We start from the raw sequence: 18796 nt of genomic DNA, 5'->3' as shown, positions 1-18796 counted from the left end.
ATTTTTTTACGTCCGGAGACGCTGATATCAATCCTGCGAGTGCCCACACAGATTGTCTGATAAATTGTTAAAGAGCATGCCGCGATTTACTGCGGCGCGGGCTGCGTATATTACGCTTTCCGCATTGTCAGTCAAGCATTTATTTTCGCTTAACTCACTGGTTCGTATGATTTCGAACCTACTCAACCCGGCGCTTCGTAAGCCGTTGTGCCGTGTCAGTGGAGGCGCATTATAGGGAGTTCTCGGAGGGTGACAAGTGCTAATTTCAAATAAAATTCCGAGTGCTGATTTTTTCAGCTAAAAGCCGCTAAAGCGCCAGTTTTTCCAGCAACGGGAAGCCATAACGCTGTAAAACGGGTGATAATTGTACCGCTTCGCCATCCAGCTCCGTACAAAATGCAACGTTCTGCTGCGATGAATGTACTTCAGGTGCTTCATGCTCCAGCAGCCAGGCTGTGCGTCGTGCAATTGCCGCACCGGAATCAATCAGACGCGTTCCTTCCGGTAACACCTGCTGCAACTCTTCGCGTAGTAAAGGAAAGTGCGTACAGCCTAAAACGACCGTGTCCGGTGGTTCCGCCATCCGCAGCCACGGCTGAACAATACGGCGCACCTCATCCAGAGCCACCTCCGCACCATGGAGCTTCGCTTCTGCCAGTTCAACCAGCTCCGCTGATCCCAGCATCTCTATCTTGCAGGAACCGGCAAACTGCGACACCAGCTCATGGGTATAAGGACGGCGCACCGTGGCACGCGTCGCCAGCAAGCCCACTACGCCATTTCGCGTCAGGCGCGCGGCCGGTTTAATCGCCGGAACCACCCCCACGACAGGAAAGGCAAAACGTTCACGTAAAGCGGGCAATGAAACGGTGCTGGCCGTATTACAGGCGATGATGACTAACGAGAGAGGATAGCTGCGGGTAATGGCCTCAACGATAGCGACCACCCGATCCACAATGAAAGTCTCGCTTTTCTCACCGTAAGGGAAGCCAGCGTTATCGAAGGCGTAGAGATAATGAAGATCCGGCAACAGCTGACGGACCTCATCATAGACAGAAAGCCCACCGACGCCGGAATCAAACACCAGCACGGTGGGACGCAAATCAGAAGTTGTAGCTGCCGCTGAGGTAATACTCTCGTCCTGGTGTCTGATAGCCATACACTGTCTCGTAATCTTTATCGAACAGGTTGGCAATTCTACCACGAACCGTGAGTTGTGAAGTGACAGGATATGAGACGGCGAGATCCCACAGGCTGACGCCACCTAACTTCACACGACGGCTGGGAGAGCTGTTAAAGTCCGTATCATAACGGTCACCCAGATAATGGTAGGTGACTGACCAGTCAAACTCATACAGCGTCCAGTCGAGCTGGTATTTCACCTGCTGCTTAGCCCGGCGTACGAGCGGCTGATCGGTGCTGCCATCCCGTGCGTCGACATAATCATAAGAGAGCTGATGCGCCAGCGGCCCGGTGTCGAATCCTGCGGTCGCTTCAACGCCTTTAATGCGGGCCTGCTTAATGTTGTAGTAACGGAAAGTTGCCGGATCAGCATCAATCAGATTATCGATGTCGTTGCGATAGCCCGAAACACGCCAGTTCACCGGTCCGCTCAGCCCTTCAAAGCCGCCTTCCCACTGCTTACTTTTTTCAGGATCGAGGTCACGGTTGCCATAAAACGGGCTGTAAACCTGCGACAGATTGGGCGCTTTAAAAGCGGTGCCATAAGAGGCGAACGCACGGTAGCCGGAGATAAACTCCCATGAGGCCGCCGTCTGCCAGGTGTTATGCCAGCCAAACTGATTGTTGTCGTCACCGCGTACCGCACCTTCAAGGGTGACGCTGCCAAACTGCTGCTGGCCGGTCAGGTAGAGACCGGTATTACGCTGCTCATAACTATCTGACAAATAGTTCGTGCCCGGCTCGGTCGTCTCTTTCTGCCAGTCGACACCCGCGCTGATCGCCCCCTGCCCCACCTGCACGGTGTTGCCCCACTGCAGATTGTACTGGGTGACATCATCAAAGGTGGACGCGGTACCGTAGCGACCATTGCGCGGATCGTAGTTGATGTCTTTGGTATGGCCATAACTGGCGATGAGCTGGGTAGAGTAGAAGTCACGATTGAAGCGTAACCCGGTGTCCCAGGTCTGGCTGTAGAGCTGGCGGGTATCCGCCAGCCCGATAATATTGAAATTATTATCGTAGGTGTATGAACCGTCGTAGGCGGTGCGGTTATCAAACCCGTAGCCGCGCACAAAACCACTGAGTTCATCGCTGAACTGATGCTCAAGGTTGCCATACAGGGTTTTGCTCATGAAGCCGTCGCGATCGTGCTGCGCCGGGCCATAGTCATTGGGATAACCCGCCACCACGTCATACCCTTTGGTATAGGTGTAGTTGCCTGCCAGAGTGAGCTTTGTCGCATCGCCCAGCATCTGCTGGGTTGAGCCGTCGTAGGATTGATAGCCGTTGGACCCGACGCCCGCCGTCAGCGTGGTGCCGGGTTGCGATCGGCCCGTAATGATATTCACCACGCCGCCAATCGCATCGGAACCGTAGACTGCAGAACGCGCACCGCGAATATATTCGATGCGCTGCACCAGTGACAGCGGGATCTGGCTGAGGTCAGACGAACCGGTGATACCCGCCTGATTAAGCCGGATACCATCAATCAGGATCAGTACATGTCTCGATTCGGTGCCCCGAATAAACAGCGAACTCTGCTGCCCTAACCCGCCACTTTGCGCGACATCGACACCCGGCAGGCGGCGCATCACATCCGTCAGGCTTTTGGCCTGCCAGCGATCAATCTCATCACGTGTGACGACGGTGGTGGGTGCCAGCACACCTGAAACAGGTTCAGCAAAACGGTTGGCGGTGACTATTTGCGTATCATCATTCCCCTGAGCAAAACCGTATTGCGCCCAGAGAGAAATCGCCGTTGCGCTCAGAGCGAACAGCGAAGCAGTTTTTTTTGTCATTTTTATCGCATCCATAAGACGAAGCAGGATGCCGCAGGCCGACAATCAATAGCACGCGATGATTGTACGAGTAGCGACGTTACACCGGCAGGTCTTCGGGCTGGGAACCATAAGTGATGATGACTTCCCATCCCACAGGACAGTGTCTGCAATTGCACTCATCACGACATTCCTTACCGCTGCGCGTCAGCTCCAGATTCACACTGGATTCCCTATTAACTCGGGCTTGAGGCCGGCGTCTGCAGTCTACGGAGTGGAGATACGGAAGTCCAGACTGCCAAACATCTTCTCGCTGCGGGACTGGACATCAGCAAGTGAATGCCTACAATCGCCCGCTGGTAAGCTATTAATCAGGATTGCTCATGACACCCGAACATCTCCCCATTGAAGACTATGACGCACAGCTGGCGGAAAAAGTCAGTCGTTTAGAGACGATGATGACACCGTTTGCTGCGCCCGACGTGGAGGTGTTCCGTTCACCGGTCAGCCACTATCGGATGCGCGCCGAATTCCGCCTGTGGCACGACGGCGATGATATCTATCACATCATCTTTGATCAGCAGACACGCGAGCGGATCCGTGTTGATCAGTTCCCGGCGGCCAGCCAGCTGATCAATCAGCTGATGCCAAAGATGATCGCCGCGATCCGTGATAACCGTACCCTGCGTCATAAACTGTTCCAGATCGACTATCTGTCGACCCTGAGCAATCAGATTGTGATTTCGCTGCTCTATCACCGCAAACTGGATGATGAGTGGCAGCAGGCAGCCGCGGCGCTGCGTGACCAGCTTCGCGCGGAAGGGCTGGATGTGCAGCTGATTGGTCGCGCCACCAAGACCAAAATCTGCCTGGATCGCGACTATGTTGATGAGTGTCTGCCGGTAGCGGGTCGCGAGATTATCTATCGTCAGGTCGAAAACAGTTTTACCCAGCCTAATGCAGCGATGAATATTCAGATGCTGGAGTGGGCGCTGGATGTGACGCAGGATTCACAGGGCGACCTGCTGGAACTCTACTGCGGTAATGGCAACTTCTCGCTGGCGCTGGCACGCAATTTCCGCCGCGTTCTGGCGACTGAGATCGCCAAGCCCTCTGTTGCGTCAGCACAATACAATATTGCCGTGAACCAGATTGATAACGTGCAGATCATTCGTATGGCGGCGGAAGAGTTTACCCAGGCGATGAATGGCGTGCGCAGCTTTAATCGTCTGGAAGGGATTGACCTGACCAGCTACGAATGCGAGACGATTTTTGTCGATCCGCCGCGCAGCGGACTGGATGAAGAGACGGTGAAAATGGTGCAGGCGTATCCGCGCATCCTTTATATCTCCTGCAATCCGCAGACCCTCAGCAACAATCTGCAGACGCTGGCGGAAACGCACGATGTGACGCGGCTGGCGCTGTTTGATCAGTTCCCCTATACCCACCATATGGAATGCGGTGTCCTGCTGACACGTAAAGCGTAAACAAAAACGGGAACCCTGAGGTTCCCGTTTTCTTTTATCACTACTGATTACGCTTGCGCTTAAAACGCGTCGCAATCCAGAACACCAGCGCTACCATCAGAACGGTGGGAACGAAGTTGGAGCCAATATCCGGGTATTCTGCCCGCACCAGCGCGCTATAAACCAGAATCCCCAACAGGAAAAACGCCGCTGCCAGTCCTGGCATACCGTCCGGCATATTGGTGTTGAGGTAGCGCTGATGCAGACACCAGGCCGCCAGACCCAGCGCAATCAGCGGAAAAATCGAAAATGGAACAAAGGCGCTGAACAGCACAGAAAACGAGCCGTTAATTGCTAAGCCGGTAATAAAAGCCAGTACCAGTGTGCTTTTATCGCGAGTACCTGGGTGGGTCATGGACTGATCCTTACTCATTGCTCTTCGGGTTTTTCCAGGGTGGCCGCCAGTCGCTCTTGCTCCCGGCGGTACCAGTAATAAGCGCCTTTGGCGATCATACGCAGCTGTAACACCAGCCGATCCTCAAGCTTACGTCGCTGCTCAGCATCAACATCCAGTGCTTCTGCACCGGCGCTGAAAACAATGGTCACCATCGCTTCAGCCTGCGCTTCGGTAAAACTGCGCGGCATGCGATTTTCGACCTCAAGATAATCGGCCAGTTCAGCGATAAAGTGCTGAATTTCACGCGCCACGGCGGCACGAAAAGCGGCAGAGGTGCCGGAACGTTCACGCAGTAACAGGCGGAAAGCGTTGGGATTGTTGCCGATAAACTCCATAAAGGTCGACACCGACGTTTTAATGATGCTGCCGCCTTTGGCAATACGCTGGCGCGCCTGGCGCATCAGCTGTCGCAACATCAGCCCGCTTTCATCTACCATCGTCAGGCCAAGCTCATCAACATCCTTGAAATGACGATAAAAGGAGGTAGGTGCAATCCCTGCTTCACGGGCAACCTCCCGCAAACTCAGACTGGCAAAACTGCGCTCGGCGCTGAGCTGACTGAAGGCGGCTTCAATCAGTGTACGTCGTGTACGTTCTTTTTGTTGCGCTCTGACGCCCATTCTCTCTGCCTTTAGCGGTGTTAAGCAGGCACTATAACAAAATTTTCAGCGTACAGATTGGCAATCTTTGTCACCGCCTGTGAACCTCACTCTTTGTCAAAATGTGGTGAAAATCGCTGATAGAATTCAGAAGTGCGCGACGAGATGTTAGAATCTCGTTGTAAAAATGTATAAATAATAGGACGTATCGGTATGCAAAAGTCTTACGATTACGATGCCATTGTGATTGGCTCAGGGCCCGGCGGTGAAGGGGCGGCGATGGGGCTGGTAAAACAGGGAGCGCGCATCGCCGTGATCGAACGCTACCACAACATCGGCGGCGGTTGTACGCACTGGGGCACCATCCCTTCTAAAGCCCTTCGCCACGCCGTCAGTCGCATTATTGAATTCAACCAAAATCCGCTCTACAGCGATCATACCCGACTGCTTCGCTCCTCTTTTGCCGACATTCTCAATCACACTGAAAACGTGATCAGCCAGCAGACAGCCATGCGTCAGGGCTTCTACGAGCGTAACCGTTGTGAACTTTATCAGGGCGATGCGCATTTTGTTGATGCCAACACCATTGAGATTGAGCAACCGGATGGCACGCGTGAGACGCTGACGGCAGAGAAGTTTGTTATCGCCTGTGGTTCACGACCTTACCATCCTGACAATGTCGACTTTACCCATCCACGCGTTTATGACTCCGACTCTATTCTCAATCTGCACCACGAACCAGGCCACGTCATTATTTATGGCGCGGGCGTGATTGGCTGTGAATATGCGTCGATTTTCCGTGGCCTGAACGTCAAAGTTGACCTGATTAACACCCGCGATCGCCTGCTGGCGTTTCTTGATCAGGAGATGTCTGACTCTCTCTCTTACCACTTCTGGAACAGCGGCGTGGTAATTCGTCACAACGAAGAGTTTGAGAAGATCGAAGGGGTGGAAGATGGCGTCATCATGCATCTGAAGTCGGGTAAGAAAGTGAAAGCCGACTGTCTGCTTTACGCCAACGGCCGTACCGGCAACACCGATTCGCTGTCGCTGGAAAATGTGGGCCTGGAAGCGGATGGTCGTGGCCTGCTGAAAGTGAACAGCATGTATCAGACGGCTCAGCCGCACATTTATGCCGTCGGAGACGTGATTGGCTATCCAAGCCTGGCCTCAGCCGCCTACGATCAGGGCCGTATTGCCGCTCAGGCGATTATCAAAGGGGAAGCGTCAGCGCACCTGATTGAAGATATCCCAACCGGGATTTACACCATTCCGGAAATCAGCTCCGTGGGTAAAACCGAGCAGCAGCTGACGGCAATGAAGGTGCCTTACGAAGTGGGCCGCGCGCAGTTCAAACATCTGGCGCGAGCGCAGATCGTTGGCATGAACGTTGGCAGCCTGAAGATTCTGTTCCATCGGGAAACCAAAGAGATTCTGGGAATTCACTGCTTTGGTGAACGTGCCGCCGAGATTATTCACATCGGTCAGGCGATCATGGAGCAGAAAAACGGTGGCAACACGATTGAGTACTTCGTGAATACCACCTTTAACTATCCGACCATGGCCGAAGCCTATCGCGTTGCAGCGTTAAACGGCTTAAACCGCCTGTTTTAACGCAGCGTCGAAATAGTGCTGCATGTGGGTTTTAATCGCCTCTGCCAGCTGTTCATAACGGCTGCGCAGAGGTGAACCCGGACGATAGACCAGCGCAATTGTACGCTGTGGCACCGGTTTGTAGCAGGTGAGATAGCAGACGCCGTCGCGGATACGCTCCGGTGGGACTGCCAGCGCCGGTAGCAGCGTAATCCCGCTGCCTGCCGCCACCATATTGCGCAGCGTCTCAAGACTGGTCGCGCGAAAATGGGTATCTTCATCGGCGCCCGCCTCAAAGCAGAACCCCATCGCCTGGTCACGCAGACAGTGCCCATCTTCCAGCATCAGCAGCTTCTCGCCTGCCAGATCGGACATAGGTACCCGGTCGCGATCGCACCAGGGATGATCGGCATAGACTGCCAGCTTCATCGGCTCATCAAACAACGGCACTTCGATAAAGGCCTGACTCTCTTTGACCAGCGCGATAATCGCGCAGTCCAGCTTGCCGCTATCGAGCTGTGCCAGAAGTTGCTGCGTCTGCGCTTCGTGCAGATACATCTCCAGTTTCGGGAATGTCTGGTGCAGCGTCGGGATAATCTGTGGCAATAAGTAGGGCGCGGTGGTCGGAATGAGGCCGATATGCAGCGGACCTGACATCGCTTCCCCTTGCTGACTGGCCATCTCTTTCAGCACTTTCACTTCACGCAGCACCGTACGCGCCTGATCCACCAGCAGCAAACCTGCCTGGGTGAACAGCACTTTACGGCTGGTACGCTCCAGCAGCATCACACCCAGCTCATCTTCCAGCTTACGGATCTGCCCGCTTAACGTCGGCTGACTGACATGACACGCATCCGCGGCACGGCGGAAATGACGGTGTTCAGCAAGCGAAACCAGATATTCAAGATCACGAATATTCATTATTACCCTCCAAGCCACGATAGCCCGTGGCGATAGATAGAATAGCAATGAACGATTGGCCCTATCAAGGGTGGTTGGGAATAATGCGCACATCAAATGGAACGCGGTATGTCAGGAGAAAAAAATGTTTGCAAGTCAGGAAGGTAAAGCTATTCCGTCAGTGACTTTTCACACACGTCAGGGCGATCGCTGGGTCGATGTCACCACTGAAGCGCTGTTTAAAGACAAAACGGTCATCGTTTTTTCACTGCCGGGCGCATTCACACCGACCTGCTCCTCCAGCCATCTGCCGCGTTACAACGAATTAGCGGGTCTGTTTGCCCAGCAGGGTGTGGACAGCATTCTGTGCGTCTCGGTGAATGACACGTTTGTGATGAACGCCTGGAAAGCAGAACAGCGCGCAGACAACATTACCTTTATCCCTGATGGCAACGGCGAGTTTACCCGCGGCATGGAGATGCTGGTTGAGAAAGCCGATCTCGGCTTTGGCCCACGTTCATGGCGCTACTCGATGCTGGTGCGTAACGGCGTGGTAGAGAAAATGTTTGTTGAGCCAAACAAGCCGGGCGACCCATTTGAGGTCTCTGATGCCGACACCATGCTGCGCTATCTGGCGCCCGAGTGTAAAGCTCAGGAGTCGGTTTCAATCTTCACTAAACCTGGCTGCACCTTCTGCACCCAGGCAAAACAGATGCTGATGGATCATGGTATTCAGTACGAAGAGATCGTGCTGGGACAGGATGCAACAACCGTGAGTCTGCGCGCCGTTTCAGGCCGGGCGACGGTACCGCAGATCTTCATGGGAGGTCGTCACATTGGCGGCAGTGAGGATCTGCAGCAATATTTGCTGTCAGCGTAAGAGAATCTGAGCGTCGGCCGGGAGAGCAGGCGCTTTGATGATGTGCCTATAAAAATGAGTAATTCTGAAGCTAGAGGTTGGCGGGCATTTAATGTGCCCGCTTTTTTTTACCTGTTAATTACGCCAGACGCTGCTTTGCGTCACCGATGGCACGCGCAACCTGCTGTGGCGAGACGCCGCCCTGCGCATTACGCTTATCCAGACAGGATTGCAGCGCCAGAATGGGATAGACATCCTCGCCAATCACCGCACTGAACTGCTGCAGCTGTGCCAGCGACAGCGCTTCCAGCGCCACACCCTGCCCGATGGCGGCAACCACTACTTCCCCGACGATATGGTGTGCTTCACGGAACGGCACGCCTTTGGCGACCAGATAGTCAGCCAGTTCAGTGGAGTTTGCGTAACCCTGTTCAGCCGCTTCCTGGCAGCGCGGGCGTTTAACCTGCAGGCCATCCAGCACCAGAACTGACATATGCAGACAGTCGAGCCAGGTGTCGAGCGCGTCAAACACCCCCTCTTTGTCTTCCTGCATATCTTTGTTGTAGGCCAGCGGCAGACCTTTCAGCGTCATCATCATGCCGGTCAGCGCGCCCTGCACCCGGCCACACTTGCCGCGAATCAGCTCCAGCGCATCCGGGTTTTTCTTCTGCGGCATCAGCGATGAGCCGGAGGTCACTTTATCTGACAGTTCGATAAAGCCCGCTTCACCGGTATTGAAGAAGATCATATCTTCGGCGAAGCGCGACAGATGCACCATGCCGATGGCAGCGTCAGAAAGCAGCTCCAGCACGTGATCGCGGTCTGATACGGTATCCAGACTGTTGCGCGTGGCAGAAGCAAAGCCCAGCCAGCCTGCCAGCTGCTGACGATCGATCTCATACGCGGTACCGGCCAGTGCGCCACAGCCCAGCGGGCTGACATCGAGCCGCTTCAGCGTATCCTGCAGACGGCTCTCGTCACGCGCCAGCATTTCAACGTAGGCCAGGCACCAGTGCGCAAACGTCACCGGCTGCGCACGCTGCAGATGCGTGTAGCCCGGCATCACCGCATCCTGATTGGCTTCAGCGGTGACCACCAGCGCCTGCTGCAGATCACGGGTGGCACCCAGCAGCGCCTCAATCTGCACCTTGCACCACAGCTTGAGATCGGTCGCGACCTGATCGTTACGGCTACGTCCGGTGTGCAGTTTTTTGCCCAGCGCGCCCACCTTGTCGATCAGCTGGCCTTCAACCCAGCTGTGGATATCTTCGGCGTCGCTCTGCAGAATCTGCTCAGGATCCTCACGGACTTCATCCAGTAACGTATTCAGGGCCGCTTCCAGCTGCTGCTGCTCATCCTGAGTCAGGACATTTACCGTCACCAGCGCTTTGGACCAGGCAACAGAGCCAATGATGTCCTGCTCTGCCAGGCGGTAATCGAAGCGCAGCGAGTCATTGAACTGTTTAAAACGTTGATCCGCTGCCTGAGTAAACCGTCCACCCCAAAGTGCCATGTGAAAACTCCTCTGAATCGTTAAACAAGGGGCGGCATAAATGCCGCCCCTGAAATGAAACTGTGAGGCGAGGCGCACCTCGCCTGAAAATTACTTCTTCTGCTCGTTCAGGGCGCGGATACGCGAAGAGAGCGAGAACAGACGGATAAAGCCGCCCGCATGACGGTGATCGTACACTTCATCTTCACCGAAGGTGGCGAACTCTTCCGAGTAGAGGCTGTTCGCGGAACGCTTCTGGGTGGCTGTCGCCTGGCCTTTGTAGAGCTGCAGCACCACTTCACCGTTAACCTCTTCCGCCAGCGATTCGGCAGCGGCCTGAATCGACTTACGCAGCGGGGCGAACCAGCGACCGTCATAAACCACATAGGACATCTCGTGGCCGAGCTGCTCACGCCATTTGAAGCTATCGCGATCCAGCACCAGCTGCTCAACCGCACGCAGCGCATTGACCATGATGGTGCCGCCAGGGGTTTCGTAGCAGCCGCGCGATTTAATCCCTACCAGACGGTTTTCAACGATATCAATACGGCCGACGCCATGTTTTGCGCCCAGCACGTTAAGTTTTTCCAGGCACTGGAACGGACTCAGTTTTTCGCCGTTAACCGCCACGACCCGACCTTTTTCAACGGTTACGGTCACTTCTTCAGGCTGGTCAGGCGCTTCAAGCGGATCGACAGTCCAGACCCAGCAATCTTTATTCGGTGCATTGGCCGGGCTTTCCAGCACGCCACCTTCGGTGGAGATGTGCCAGGCGTTTTCGTCGCGGCTGTAGATTTTCTCCAGTGACGCGGTGGTCGGAATGTTGCGCTCTTTCAGGTAGTCCAGCAGCGCTTCACGTGAACGCAGGTTCCATTCACGCCACGGTGCCACCACTTTCAGCTGCGGTGCCAGCGCGGTGTAGGTGGTTTCGAAACGCACCTGGTCATTCCCTTTACCGGTAGCGCCGTGACACAGCGCATCCGCACCCACTTTCAGCGCCAGCTCAACCTGTGCTTTAGCGATGATAGGACGCGCCATTGAAGTGCCCAGCAGATAAGTGCCTTCATAGAGGGCGCCAGTCTGCAGCACCGGATAGACATAGTCGCTGATGAACTCTTCACGCAGGTCAACCACGTGGCATTCAGATGCGCCGGACTGCAGGGCTTTCTTCTCTACACCTTCCAGATCGCCGCGCTCCTGACCGATATCTGCGACAAAAGCGACGACTTCACAGCCGCCGTAGTTCTCTTTCAGCCATGGAATGATGGCCGAAGTATCAAGACCACCGGAGTAAGCCAGAACGATTTTTTTGATGTTTTGCGTTTGCATTTCGTAATCCTTGAATCAGAGTCGTTAAGCGAGAATCCGGGTGCCAATCGACACGCCGTTAAACAGGTCAGGCAGCCGCTCAGCGTGACGCCAGCTGGCAATATCCACCGGGCGGCCCAGGGTACGCGCTGCATCAAGCGCAGCGTGCACTTTCACAATCATGCCGTCGGTAATAATGCCCTGGGTAATCAGCTGCTCAGCTTTGTCGGCGGTCATCTCTTCGATGCGCTGACCTTTGCCGTCGAGAATACCACTGACGTCTGACAACAGGACCAGATCAGCGCCCAGCGTCGAGGCCAGTGCGGTCGCCGCCTGGTCAGCGTTGACGTTCATCAGGTCGCCGCTGTCAGTTATACCAATTGAGCTCACCACCGGCATATAACCGGCCGCCAGCAGGGTGTTCAGTAATGCCGGATCGCCCGGCATTGCGTGGCCAACGTGGCCGAGTTCTTCATCAAACGGTGTGACATTCACGATGCCCGCATCGCCCAGGCAGAGGCCTACCGCGTTAATGCCCGATTTTTTTGCCCAGGCCAACAGCGTTTTATTCGCGGTTCCCGCCAGCGCACCGGTAATAATGTCGATCTGATCGGCTGGCGTGACACGCAGGCCATTTTTCTTCTTCACCGGCAGCGCCAGCTTTTTCATCAGTTCATCCACCAGGCAACCGCCGCCGTGGACAATAATCAGCGGACGCTGATGGGCGCTGCGGTAGGTCAGCAGCGCTTCAAACAGGCGGGCCAGCGCTTCTTCGCTGTCTAACAACACACCGCCCAGCTTGATAATCAATGGATTGGTCATGGTATATTTGTCCGTTAAATCAGTGACTGCGTTTCAGGGAAGCCGAACCGGATGTTCAGGCACTGTACCGCCTGCGATGCCGCGCCTTTCAGCAGATTATCTTCGGCTGCCACGACAATCAGATGCTCGCCCTGCACTTCAAAACCGATATCGCAGTAAGGCAGACCCACAACGGCTTTCAGCGCCGGTACGCCCTGCTCGTAGAGCCGCACCAGTGGCTTGTTGTCATAGGCGCGATGGAAAACTGCGGCGATATCTTCACGGCTGACACCTGCTTTCAGACGGCAGGTAATCGTCGCCAGGATACCGCGCGGGAAGTTACCCAGATGCGGAGTGAAGATCACCGGCGTACCAAGGTGCGCGACGATTTCCGGGTGATGACGATGATTGAACAGGCCGTAAGGCTGCAGGCTCACTTCGCAGAAGCTGGTGCCGGCATTGGCTTTACGTCCGGCACCGCTCACGCCGCTGGTGGCGTTGATTACCGGCCACTGCGCCTCGTTTAACAGTCCGGCATCCACAAGGGGCTTCAGCGCCAGCTGCGCAGCGGTCGGATAGCAACCTGGCACAGCCACCAGCTGCGCCTGCTGGATTTTCTCATGCTGATATTCGGCAAGGCCGTAAACGGCTTTGTCCAGCCAGTCGCCATGCTGATGGGTGAAGCCATAAAAGCGGGTATAAAAATCAGCGTCATTCACGCGGAACGCACCCGACAGGTCGAACACCACACAGCCAGCCTTGAGAAATTCCGGCGCCAGATCGTGGCTGACTTCGTGGGCCGTCGCCAGGAACACCACATCCACCTTGTCTGCCCACTCGGCCGCGCTGCTCAGCGGCTGCAGCGGCAAATCCACCACACCTTTCAGCTGCGGATGGAGATCGGAGAGGCGCTTGCCGGCATCAGGGCTTTGCGCCGAAACCGCCAAAGCGGTTATGTTGATATGTGGATGGCGATTCAGGAAGGTGGCAAGCTCTGTACCAGCATAACCACTGGCACCAACGATCAGCGTATTCAACATCAGGCTGTAACCCTTTTTACAGTCGCACGTTCCGGGTCGCGGCCTTGTCCCGTTACCCGCCCTGTCATCTGCAGTGATTTAAGGTTCCCTTGCAGAGGACGTTAATGTATTTTTATTCACTATTACTGCATGAATATGGATACATCCTAACCCAAGGACCGCCAACAGTGAAGACAAAATTACCGCCTTTTATTGAACTGTACCGCCAGTTAATCGCCACACCGTCGATTAGCGCAACCGATGCCGCACTGGATCAGAGTAATGAAACTTTAATCAATTTGCTGGCCGGCTGGTTCCGCGACCTCGGCTTCAGCGTTGAAGTACAGCCAGTGCCCGGCACCCGCAATAAATTTAATATGCTGGCGCGTACCGGAAGCGGTGCGGGCGGCCTGCTGCTAGCAGGTCATACCGATACCGTTCCTTTTGACGATGGCCGCTGGACACGCGATCCTTTTACCCTGACCGAGCACGACAACAAGCTCTATGGCCTGGGCACGGCAGACATGAAAGGCTTCTTCGCCTTTATTCTCGATACGCTGCGCGATGTGGATGTCAGCACGCTGAGCAAGCCGCTCTATATCCTCGCTACGGCCGATGAAGAGACCACCATGGCTGGCGCCAAATATTTTTCTGAGTCGACGCAGCTGCGTCCCGACTGCGCCATCATCGGTGAACCAACCTCACTTAAACCGGTGCGTGCGCACAAAGGTCACCTGTCGAATGTGATCCGTATCGAGGGAAAATCGGGCCACTCCAGCGATCCCGCACGTGGCGTTAACGCCATTGAACTGATGCATGAGTCGATCACCCATCTGATGCAACTGCGCAATACGCTGCAGGAGCGTTATCACCATGACGGCTTTGCCATCCCCTATCCCACCATGAATTTCGGCCATATTCATGGCGGTGACGCCGCTAACCGTATCTGCGCCTGCTGTGAACTGCATATGGATATCCGTCCGCTGCCGGGTCTGTCGCTGAACGATCTCGATGGGCTACTGAACGAGGCGCTGGTACCGGTCAGTGCGCGCTGGCCGGGCCGTGTCACGGTTGCCGAGTTGCATCCGCCGATTCCTGGCTACGAGTGTCCGGCAGATCATGAACTGGTTAGTGTGGTCGAGAAATTGCTGGGTATACCCACTGAGGTGGTGAACTACTGCACCGAAGCGCCTTTTATTCAGCAGCTCTGCCCGACGCTGGTACTGGGTCCGGGGTCGATTGAGCAGGCACATCAGCCAGACGAATTTATTGATACTGCATTTATTAAGCCGACAAGGGCGCTTATCAGTCAGGTTGTGCAGCATTTTTGCCACTGATTAACAGCAAATGGGGCATTTCACTGCATTAACAGTAAAATGCCCCTTCATTCTGCGGGATTTAGCAATAAGAATAACTTATCCCGCTTTGTTCCCGATAAATTCTACGAATTTCCGTTATTTAGCCACACCTTCAGCGCACTTTAACGCATTTGACGAACGCAACATTACGTGGCTAGATAAAAGACGATGTTATGCCCACCGGGTGATTATCCAGAGCGTTTCAGAATGTGGACAGGCGGCAACGGAGCCGGTTCCCTGTAGATTAGGGGGAACATGGCGTTGCTGATTTTTCTGCTGCCTGAAAGGTCGGGTGTAGAAGTTTTTCAAGACGATAAGGGTGTCAGGGTCCAATGAACGAACAATATTCCGCAATGCGAAGTAATGTCAGTATGCTCGGCAAACTGCTCGGGGATACGATTAAGGATGCACTGGGAGAGAACATCCTCGACCAGGTGGAAACCATCCGTAAGCTCTCCAAGTCATCCCGTGCAGGAAATGACACTCATCGTAAAGAACTGCTCAATACGCTGCAGAACCTCTCCAACGAGGAGCTTCTGCCGGTTGCACGCGCTTTTAGCCAGTTTCTGAACCTCACCAACGTGGCTGAGCAGTATCAGACCATCTCGCAAAGTGGCGAGGGTGAGAACCATCCCGAACTGCTGAAAAAGACCTTTGATACCCTGAAGCAGCAGAAAGATATCAGCGAAAGCGACATCCTTGCGGCCATTGAGTCGCTGTCGCTGGAACTGGTGCTGACGGCTCACCCGACTGAAATCACCCGCCGTACGCTGATTCACAAGCTGGTCGAAGTTAACAGCTGCCTGAAACAGCTCGATCACAGCGACGTCTCCGACTACGAACGCAACCAGATTATGCGCCGTCTGCGTCAGCTGGTGGCACAGGCGTGGCACACCGATGAGATCCGCAAATATCGTCCGACCCCTATCGACGAAGCCAAATGGGGCTTTGCCGTGGTGGAAAACAGCCTGTGGGAAGGCGTACCCGCTTTCCTGCGTGAGCTGAACGAGCAGGTAGAAGAGGCGTTCGGCATTAAGCTGCCGGTCGATTTCGTGCCGGTTCAGTTCACCTCATGGATGGGTGGCGACCGCGACGGTAACCCTAACGTTACGGCGGCGATTACCCGCCACGTTATGCAGCTGAGTCGCTGGAAAGCCACTGACCTGTTCCTGCGCGATATCGGCGTACTGATCTCTGAGTTGTCGATGTCAGAGTGCACTGAAGAGATCCGGGAACTCAGCGGCGATCCGGAAGCACTTGAACCTTATCGTATGATCCTGAAACGCCTGCGCAGCCAGTTAATGACTACCCAGTCATTTCTGGAACGCCGCCTGAAAGGTGAACGTCTGCCGCGCCCGGCCGATCTGCTGGTCTCCAACGATCAGCTGTGGGATCCGCTGTTTACCATCTATCAGTCACTGCAAAAGTGCGGCATGGGCATTATTGCCAACGGTCAGTTGCTTGATACGCTGCGCCGCGTGAAATGTTTCGGCGTGCCGCTGGTGCGTATCGATCTGCGTCAGGAGAGTACCCGTCACACCGAAGCGATTGCTGAAGTGACCCGCTATCTGGGCCTCGGCGATTATGAAAGCTGGTCCGAAGCGGACAAGCAGGCCTTCCTGATCCGTGAACTGAACTCCAAGCGTCCGCTGCTGCCTCGCAGCTGGGAACCCAGCGATGAAACGCGTGAAGTGCTGGAGACTTGTCGCGTCGCGGCTGAAGCGCCACAGGGTTCTATCGCCGCCTATGTTATTTCCATGGCGAAAACCCCTTCTGACGTGCTGGCCGTGCATCTGCTGCTGAAAGAAGCAGGCATCGGCTATGCCATGCCGGTTGCACCGCTGTTTGAAACGCTTGATGACCTGAATAACGCCAATGACGTGATGAGCCAGCTGCTGAGCATCGACTGGTATCGCGGCTTAATTCAGGGCAAACAGATGGTGATGATTGGCTATTCTGACTCGGCGAAAGATGCCGGTGTGATGGCCGCCAGCTGGGCGCAATATCAGGCACAGGATGCCCTGATTAAAACCTGTGAGAAGGCCGGGATTTCACTGACGCTGTTCCACGGACGCGGCGGCAGCATTGGCCGTGGCGGCGCACCCGCCCATGCAGCGCTGCTGTCGCAACCACCAGGCAGCCTGCGCGGCGGTCTGCGCGTGACCGAACAGGGCGAGATGATCCGCTTTAAATATGGTTTACCCGCTGTCACCATCGCCAGCCTGTCGCTCTACACCGGCGCAATTCTGGAAGCGAACCTGATGCCGCCGCCGGAGCCAAAACGCGAATGGCGCGACATTATGGATCAGCTCTCCGCCGACTCCTGTGCGATGTATCGCGGTTATGTGCGTGAAAATGCTGACTTCGTCCCCTATTTCCGCTCAGCGACGCCGGAGCAGGAGCTGGGTAAATTACCGCTGGGCTCACGTCCCGCCAAGCGCCGACCTACCGGCGGCGTAGAGTCGCTGCGTGCGATTCCATGGATTTTCGCCTGGACGCAGAACCGTCTGATGCTGCCTGCGTGGCTGGGTGCCGGTGCGGCCCTGCAACAGGCGATGGCCGCCGGTCATCAGGATCAGCTGGAAGCGATGTGCCGCGACTGGCCATTCTTCTCTACCCGTCTGGGTATGCTGGAGATGGTATTCTCAAAAGCGGACCTATGGCTGGCGGAATATTACGATCAGCGTCTGGTCGAGAAATCACTCTGGCCGCTGGGCAAACAGCTGCGCGATCAGCTTGATGCGGATATCAAAGCGGTACTGACCATTGCCAATGACTCACACCTGATGGCCGATCAGCCGTGGATTGCCGAGTCAATTGCACTGCGTAACGTCTATACCGATCCGCTCAACGTACTCCAGGCCGAACTGCTGCATCGTTCGCGCGCGCGGGAAGCGAATGGCGATGAACCGGATGCCCGCGTTGAGCAGGCGCTGATGGTGACCATTGCTGGTGTCGCGGCAGGCATGCGCAATACCGGTTAACGGTGGTGCAGTAAAAACAGAAAAAGTCGGGACTCTCCCGACTTTTTTATTGGCTGAAGCAGAGCGGTTAAGCCGCAGCAGCAGCAGGACGCACGCCCAGGGTGTGACAAATGGCGTAACTCATTTCGGCACGGTTAAGCGTGTAGAAATGGAAATCCTTCACCCCTTCGCGTGACAGGATTTTCACCATATCCATCGCGATATTGGCTCCCACCATTTTCCGCGTTTCCGGATCATCATCCAGACCGGCAAACATCGCGCTCATCCAGCCCGGCACGCGCACATTGGTTAGCGTGGCAAAGCGTTGCAGCTGTTTAAAGTTAGAGACCGGCAGAATGCCCGGCACAATTTCCACGTCAATACCGGTCGCGACACAGCGATCGCGGAAACGCAGATAACTTTCAACGTCGAAGAAAAACTGAGTAATGGCCCGGTTGGCACCTGCATCGATTTTTCGCTTCAGGTTAATCAGATCGGCCTGGGCGCTTTTCGCTTCGGGATGGACTTCCGGATAGGCCGCAACCGAAATATCAAAATCACCCACCTCTTTCAGCAGCGAAACCAGATCGCTGCCATACATTTCTGGCTTACCGCTGCCAGGAGGCAGATCGCCGCGCAGCGCCACAATGTGACGGATGCCGTTGTTCCAGTAATCCTGAGCGATGGTCCGCAGTTCATCGCGCGTGGCATCGACACAGGTCAGATGGGGTGCGGCTTCCAGACCGGTGCGATCTTTAATGCCTTTGATAATGCTGTGGGTGCGATCGCGTTCACCTGAGTTCGCACCGTAGGTCACAGAAACGAATTTCGGTTTCAGACTGCTCAGGCGATCGATAGAGGTCCACAGGGTCTCTTCCATGTCGCTGGTACGAGGCGGAAAGAACTCAAATGAAACATTAATTTGCCCGTTCAGCTCAGCCAGGCTCTGGTTTAGCGCTTCGCGCTGATTGGCATGAAAGAAACTCATCCTGCACCCTCATCGATTAACAATCGGCCTGTG

15 protein-coding genes and 1 riboswitch are annotated in these 18796 nt (G+C 55.2%); of the genes, 5 read left to right on the top strand and 10 right to left on the bottom strand.

Features of this window, described 5'->3' with window-relative positions; genetic code table 11:
- Positions 1-307 precede the first annotated feature (307 nt).
- Together murI and btuB are read right to left on the bottom strand one after the other, a co-directional pair.
- On the bottom strand, positions 308-1159 hold the full coding sequence (murI, locus tag NR195_RS20940; RefSeq protein ID WP_089415169.1) for a glutamate racemase: 852 nt from the start codon (positions 1157-1159) through the stop codon (positions 308-310).
- On the bottom strand, positions 1104-2981 hold the full coding sequence (gene btuB, locus NR195_RS20935) for a TonB-dependent vitamin B12 receptor BtuB (protein ID WP_256844877.1): 1878 nt from the start codon (positions 2979-2981) through the stop codon (positions 1104-1106). The genes murI and btuB overlap by 56 nt, the downstream gene beginning before the upstream one ends.
- Before the next feature lie 68 nt (positions 2982-3049).
- Positions 3050-3233, bottom strand: a riboswitch (cobalamin riboswitch).
- A 110-nt stretch (positions 3234-3343) separates the two neighbouring features.
- Between btuB and trmA the strand changes: the two genes are divergently transcribed.
- A complete protein-coding gene (gene trmA, locus NR195_RS20930; protein ID WP_122889930.1) occupies positions 3344-4447 on the top strand; it encodes a tRNA (uridine(54)-C5)-methyltransferase TrmA in 1104 nt (367 codons plus the stop codon).
- Positions 4448-4487: 40 nt separating this feature from the next.
- On the opposite strand, the gene NR195_RS20925 is transcribed toward trmA, so the two are convergent.
- Together NR195_RS20925 and fabR are read right to left on the bottom strand one after the other, a co-directional pair.
- Positions 4488-4841: a YijD family membrane protein gene (locus NR195_RS20925; protein ID WP_010258126.1), complete on the bottom strand. Its 354-nt coding sequence runs from the start codon at positions 4839-4841 to the stop codon at positions 4488-4490.
- Between the two features lie 14 nt (positions 4842-4855).
- Entirely contained in the window at positions 4856-5503 is a 648-nt protein-coding gene (gene fabR / locus NR195_RS20920) for an HTH-type transcriptional repressor FabR (protein WP_010258128.1), read from the bottom strand.
- A 192-nt stretch (positions 5504-5695) separates the two neighbouring features.
- Between fabR and sthA the strand changes: the two genes are divergently transcribed.
- Entirely contained in the window at positions 5696-7096 is a 1401-nt protein-coding gene (sthA, locus tag NR195_RS20915) for a Si-specific NAD(P)(+) transhydrogenase (RefSeq protein WP_010258130.1), read from the top strand.
- Here the strand turns inward: sthA and oxyR are convergent.
- Positions 7079-7996, bottom strand: coding sequence for a DNA-binding transcriptional regulator OxyR (oxyR, locus tag NR195_RS20910; protein WP_010258132.1), 918 nt, complete (start codon positions 7994-7996; stop codon positions 7079-7081). The two genes, sthA and oxyR, sit on opposite strands and share 18 nt — an antisense overlap.
- Before the next feature lie 124 nt (positions 7997-8120).
- Here oxyR and NR195_RS20905 point away from each other — a divergent pair, with 124 nt between their 5' ends.
- Positions 8121-8855: a glutathione peroxidase gene (locus NR195_RS20905; RefSeq protein WP_010672060.1), complete on the top strand. Its 735-nt coding sequence runs from the start codon at positions 8121-8123 to the stop codon at positions 8853-8855.
- 118 nt (positions 8856-8973) lie between these two features.
- On the opposite strand, the gene argH is transcribed toward NR195_RS20905, so the two are convergent.
- The 4 genes from argH to argC form a co-directional block, all read right to left on the bottom strand.
- Positions 8974-10347, bottom strand: coding sequence for an argininosuccinate lyase (gene argH / locus NR195_RS20900; protein ID WP_010258136.1), 1374 nt, complete (start codon positions 10345-10347; stop codon positions 8974-8976).
- A gap of 90 nt (positions 10348-10437) precedes the next feature.
- On the bottom strand, positions 10438-11655 hold the full coding sequence (locus tag NR195_RS20895; RefSeq protein ID WP_022624925.1) for an argininosuccinate synthase: 1218 nt from the start codon (positions 11653-11655) through the stop codon (positions 10438-10440).
- A 24-nt stretch (positions 11656-11679) separates the two neighbouring features.
- On the bottom strand, positions 11680-12456 hold the full coding sequence (gene argB / locus NR195_RS20890; RefSeq protein WP_010258140.1) for an acetylglutamate kinase: 777 nt from the start codon (positions 12454-12456) through the stop codon (positions 11680-11682).
- 14 nt (positions 12457-12470) lie between these two features.
- Complete coding sequence (gene argC, locus NR195_RS20885) at positions 12471-13475, bottom strand: N-acetyl-gamma-glutamyl-phosphate reductase (RefSeq protein WP_256844876.1); 1005 nt, start codon at positions 13473-13475, stop codon at positions 12471-12473.
- A gap of 167 nt (positions 13476-13642) precedes the next feature.
- Here argC and argE point away from each other — a divergent pair, with 167 nt between their 5' ends.
- Together argE and ppc are read left to right on the top strand one after the other, a co-directional pair.
- Positions 13643-14791 carry an acetylornithine deacetylase gene (gene argE, locus NR195_RS20880; protein WP_256844875.1) on the top strand — a complete coding sequence of 383 codons (1149 nt, stop codon included), beginning with the start codon at positions 13643-13645 and terminating at the stop codon, positions 14789-14791.
- Positions 14792-15144: 353 nt separating this feature from the next.
- On the top strand, positions 15145-17796 hold the full coding sequence (gene ppc, locus NR195_RS20875; protein WP_022624923.1) for a phosphoenolpyruvate carboxylase: 2652 nt from the start codon (positions 15145-15147) through the stop codon (positions 17794-17796).
- A gap of 67 nt (positions 17797-17863) precedes the next feature.
- On the opposite strand, the gene metF is transcribed toward ppc, so the two are convergent.
- Positions 17864-18763, bottom strand: coding sequence for a methylenetetrahydrofolate reductase (metF, locus tag NR195_RS20870; protein WP_010258148.1), 900 nt, complete (start codon positions 18761-18763; stop codon positions 17864-17866).
- Positions 18764-18796: the final 33 nt, after the last annotated feature.

This window comes from Pantoea sp. Ft-CA_14 (assembly GCF_024520875.1).
Classification (GTDB): Bacteria; Pseudomonadota; Gammaproteobacteria; order Enterobacterales; family Enterobacteriaceae; genus Pantoea; species Pantoea agglomerans.
The sequence above is the reverse complement of the archived record's forward strand: the minus strand, read 5'-3'. Positions and strand labels throughout refer to the sequence as shown.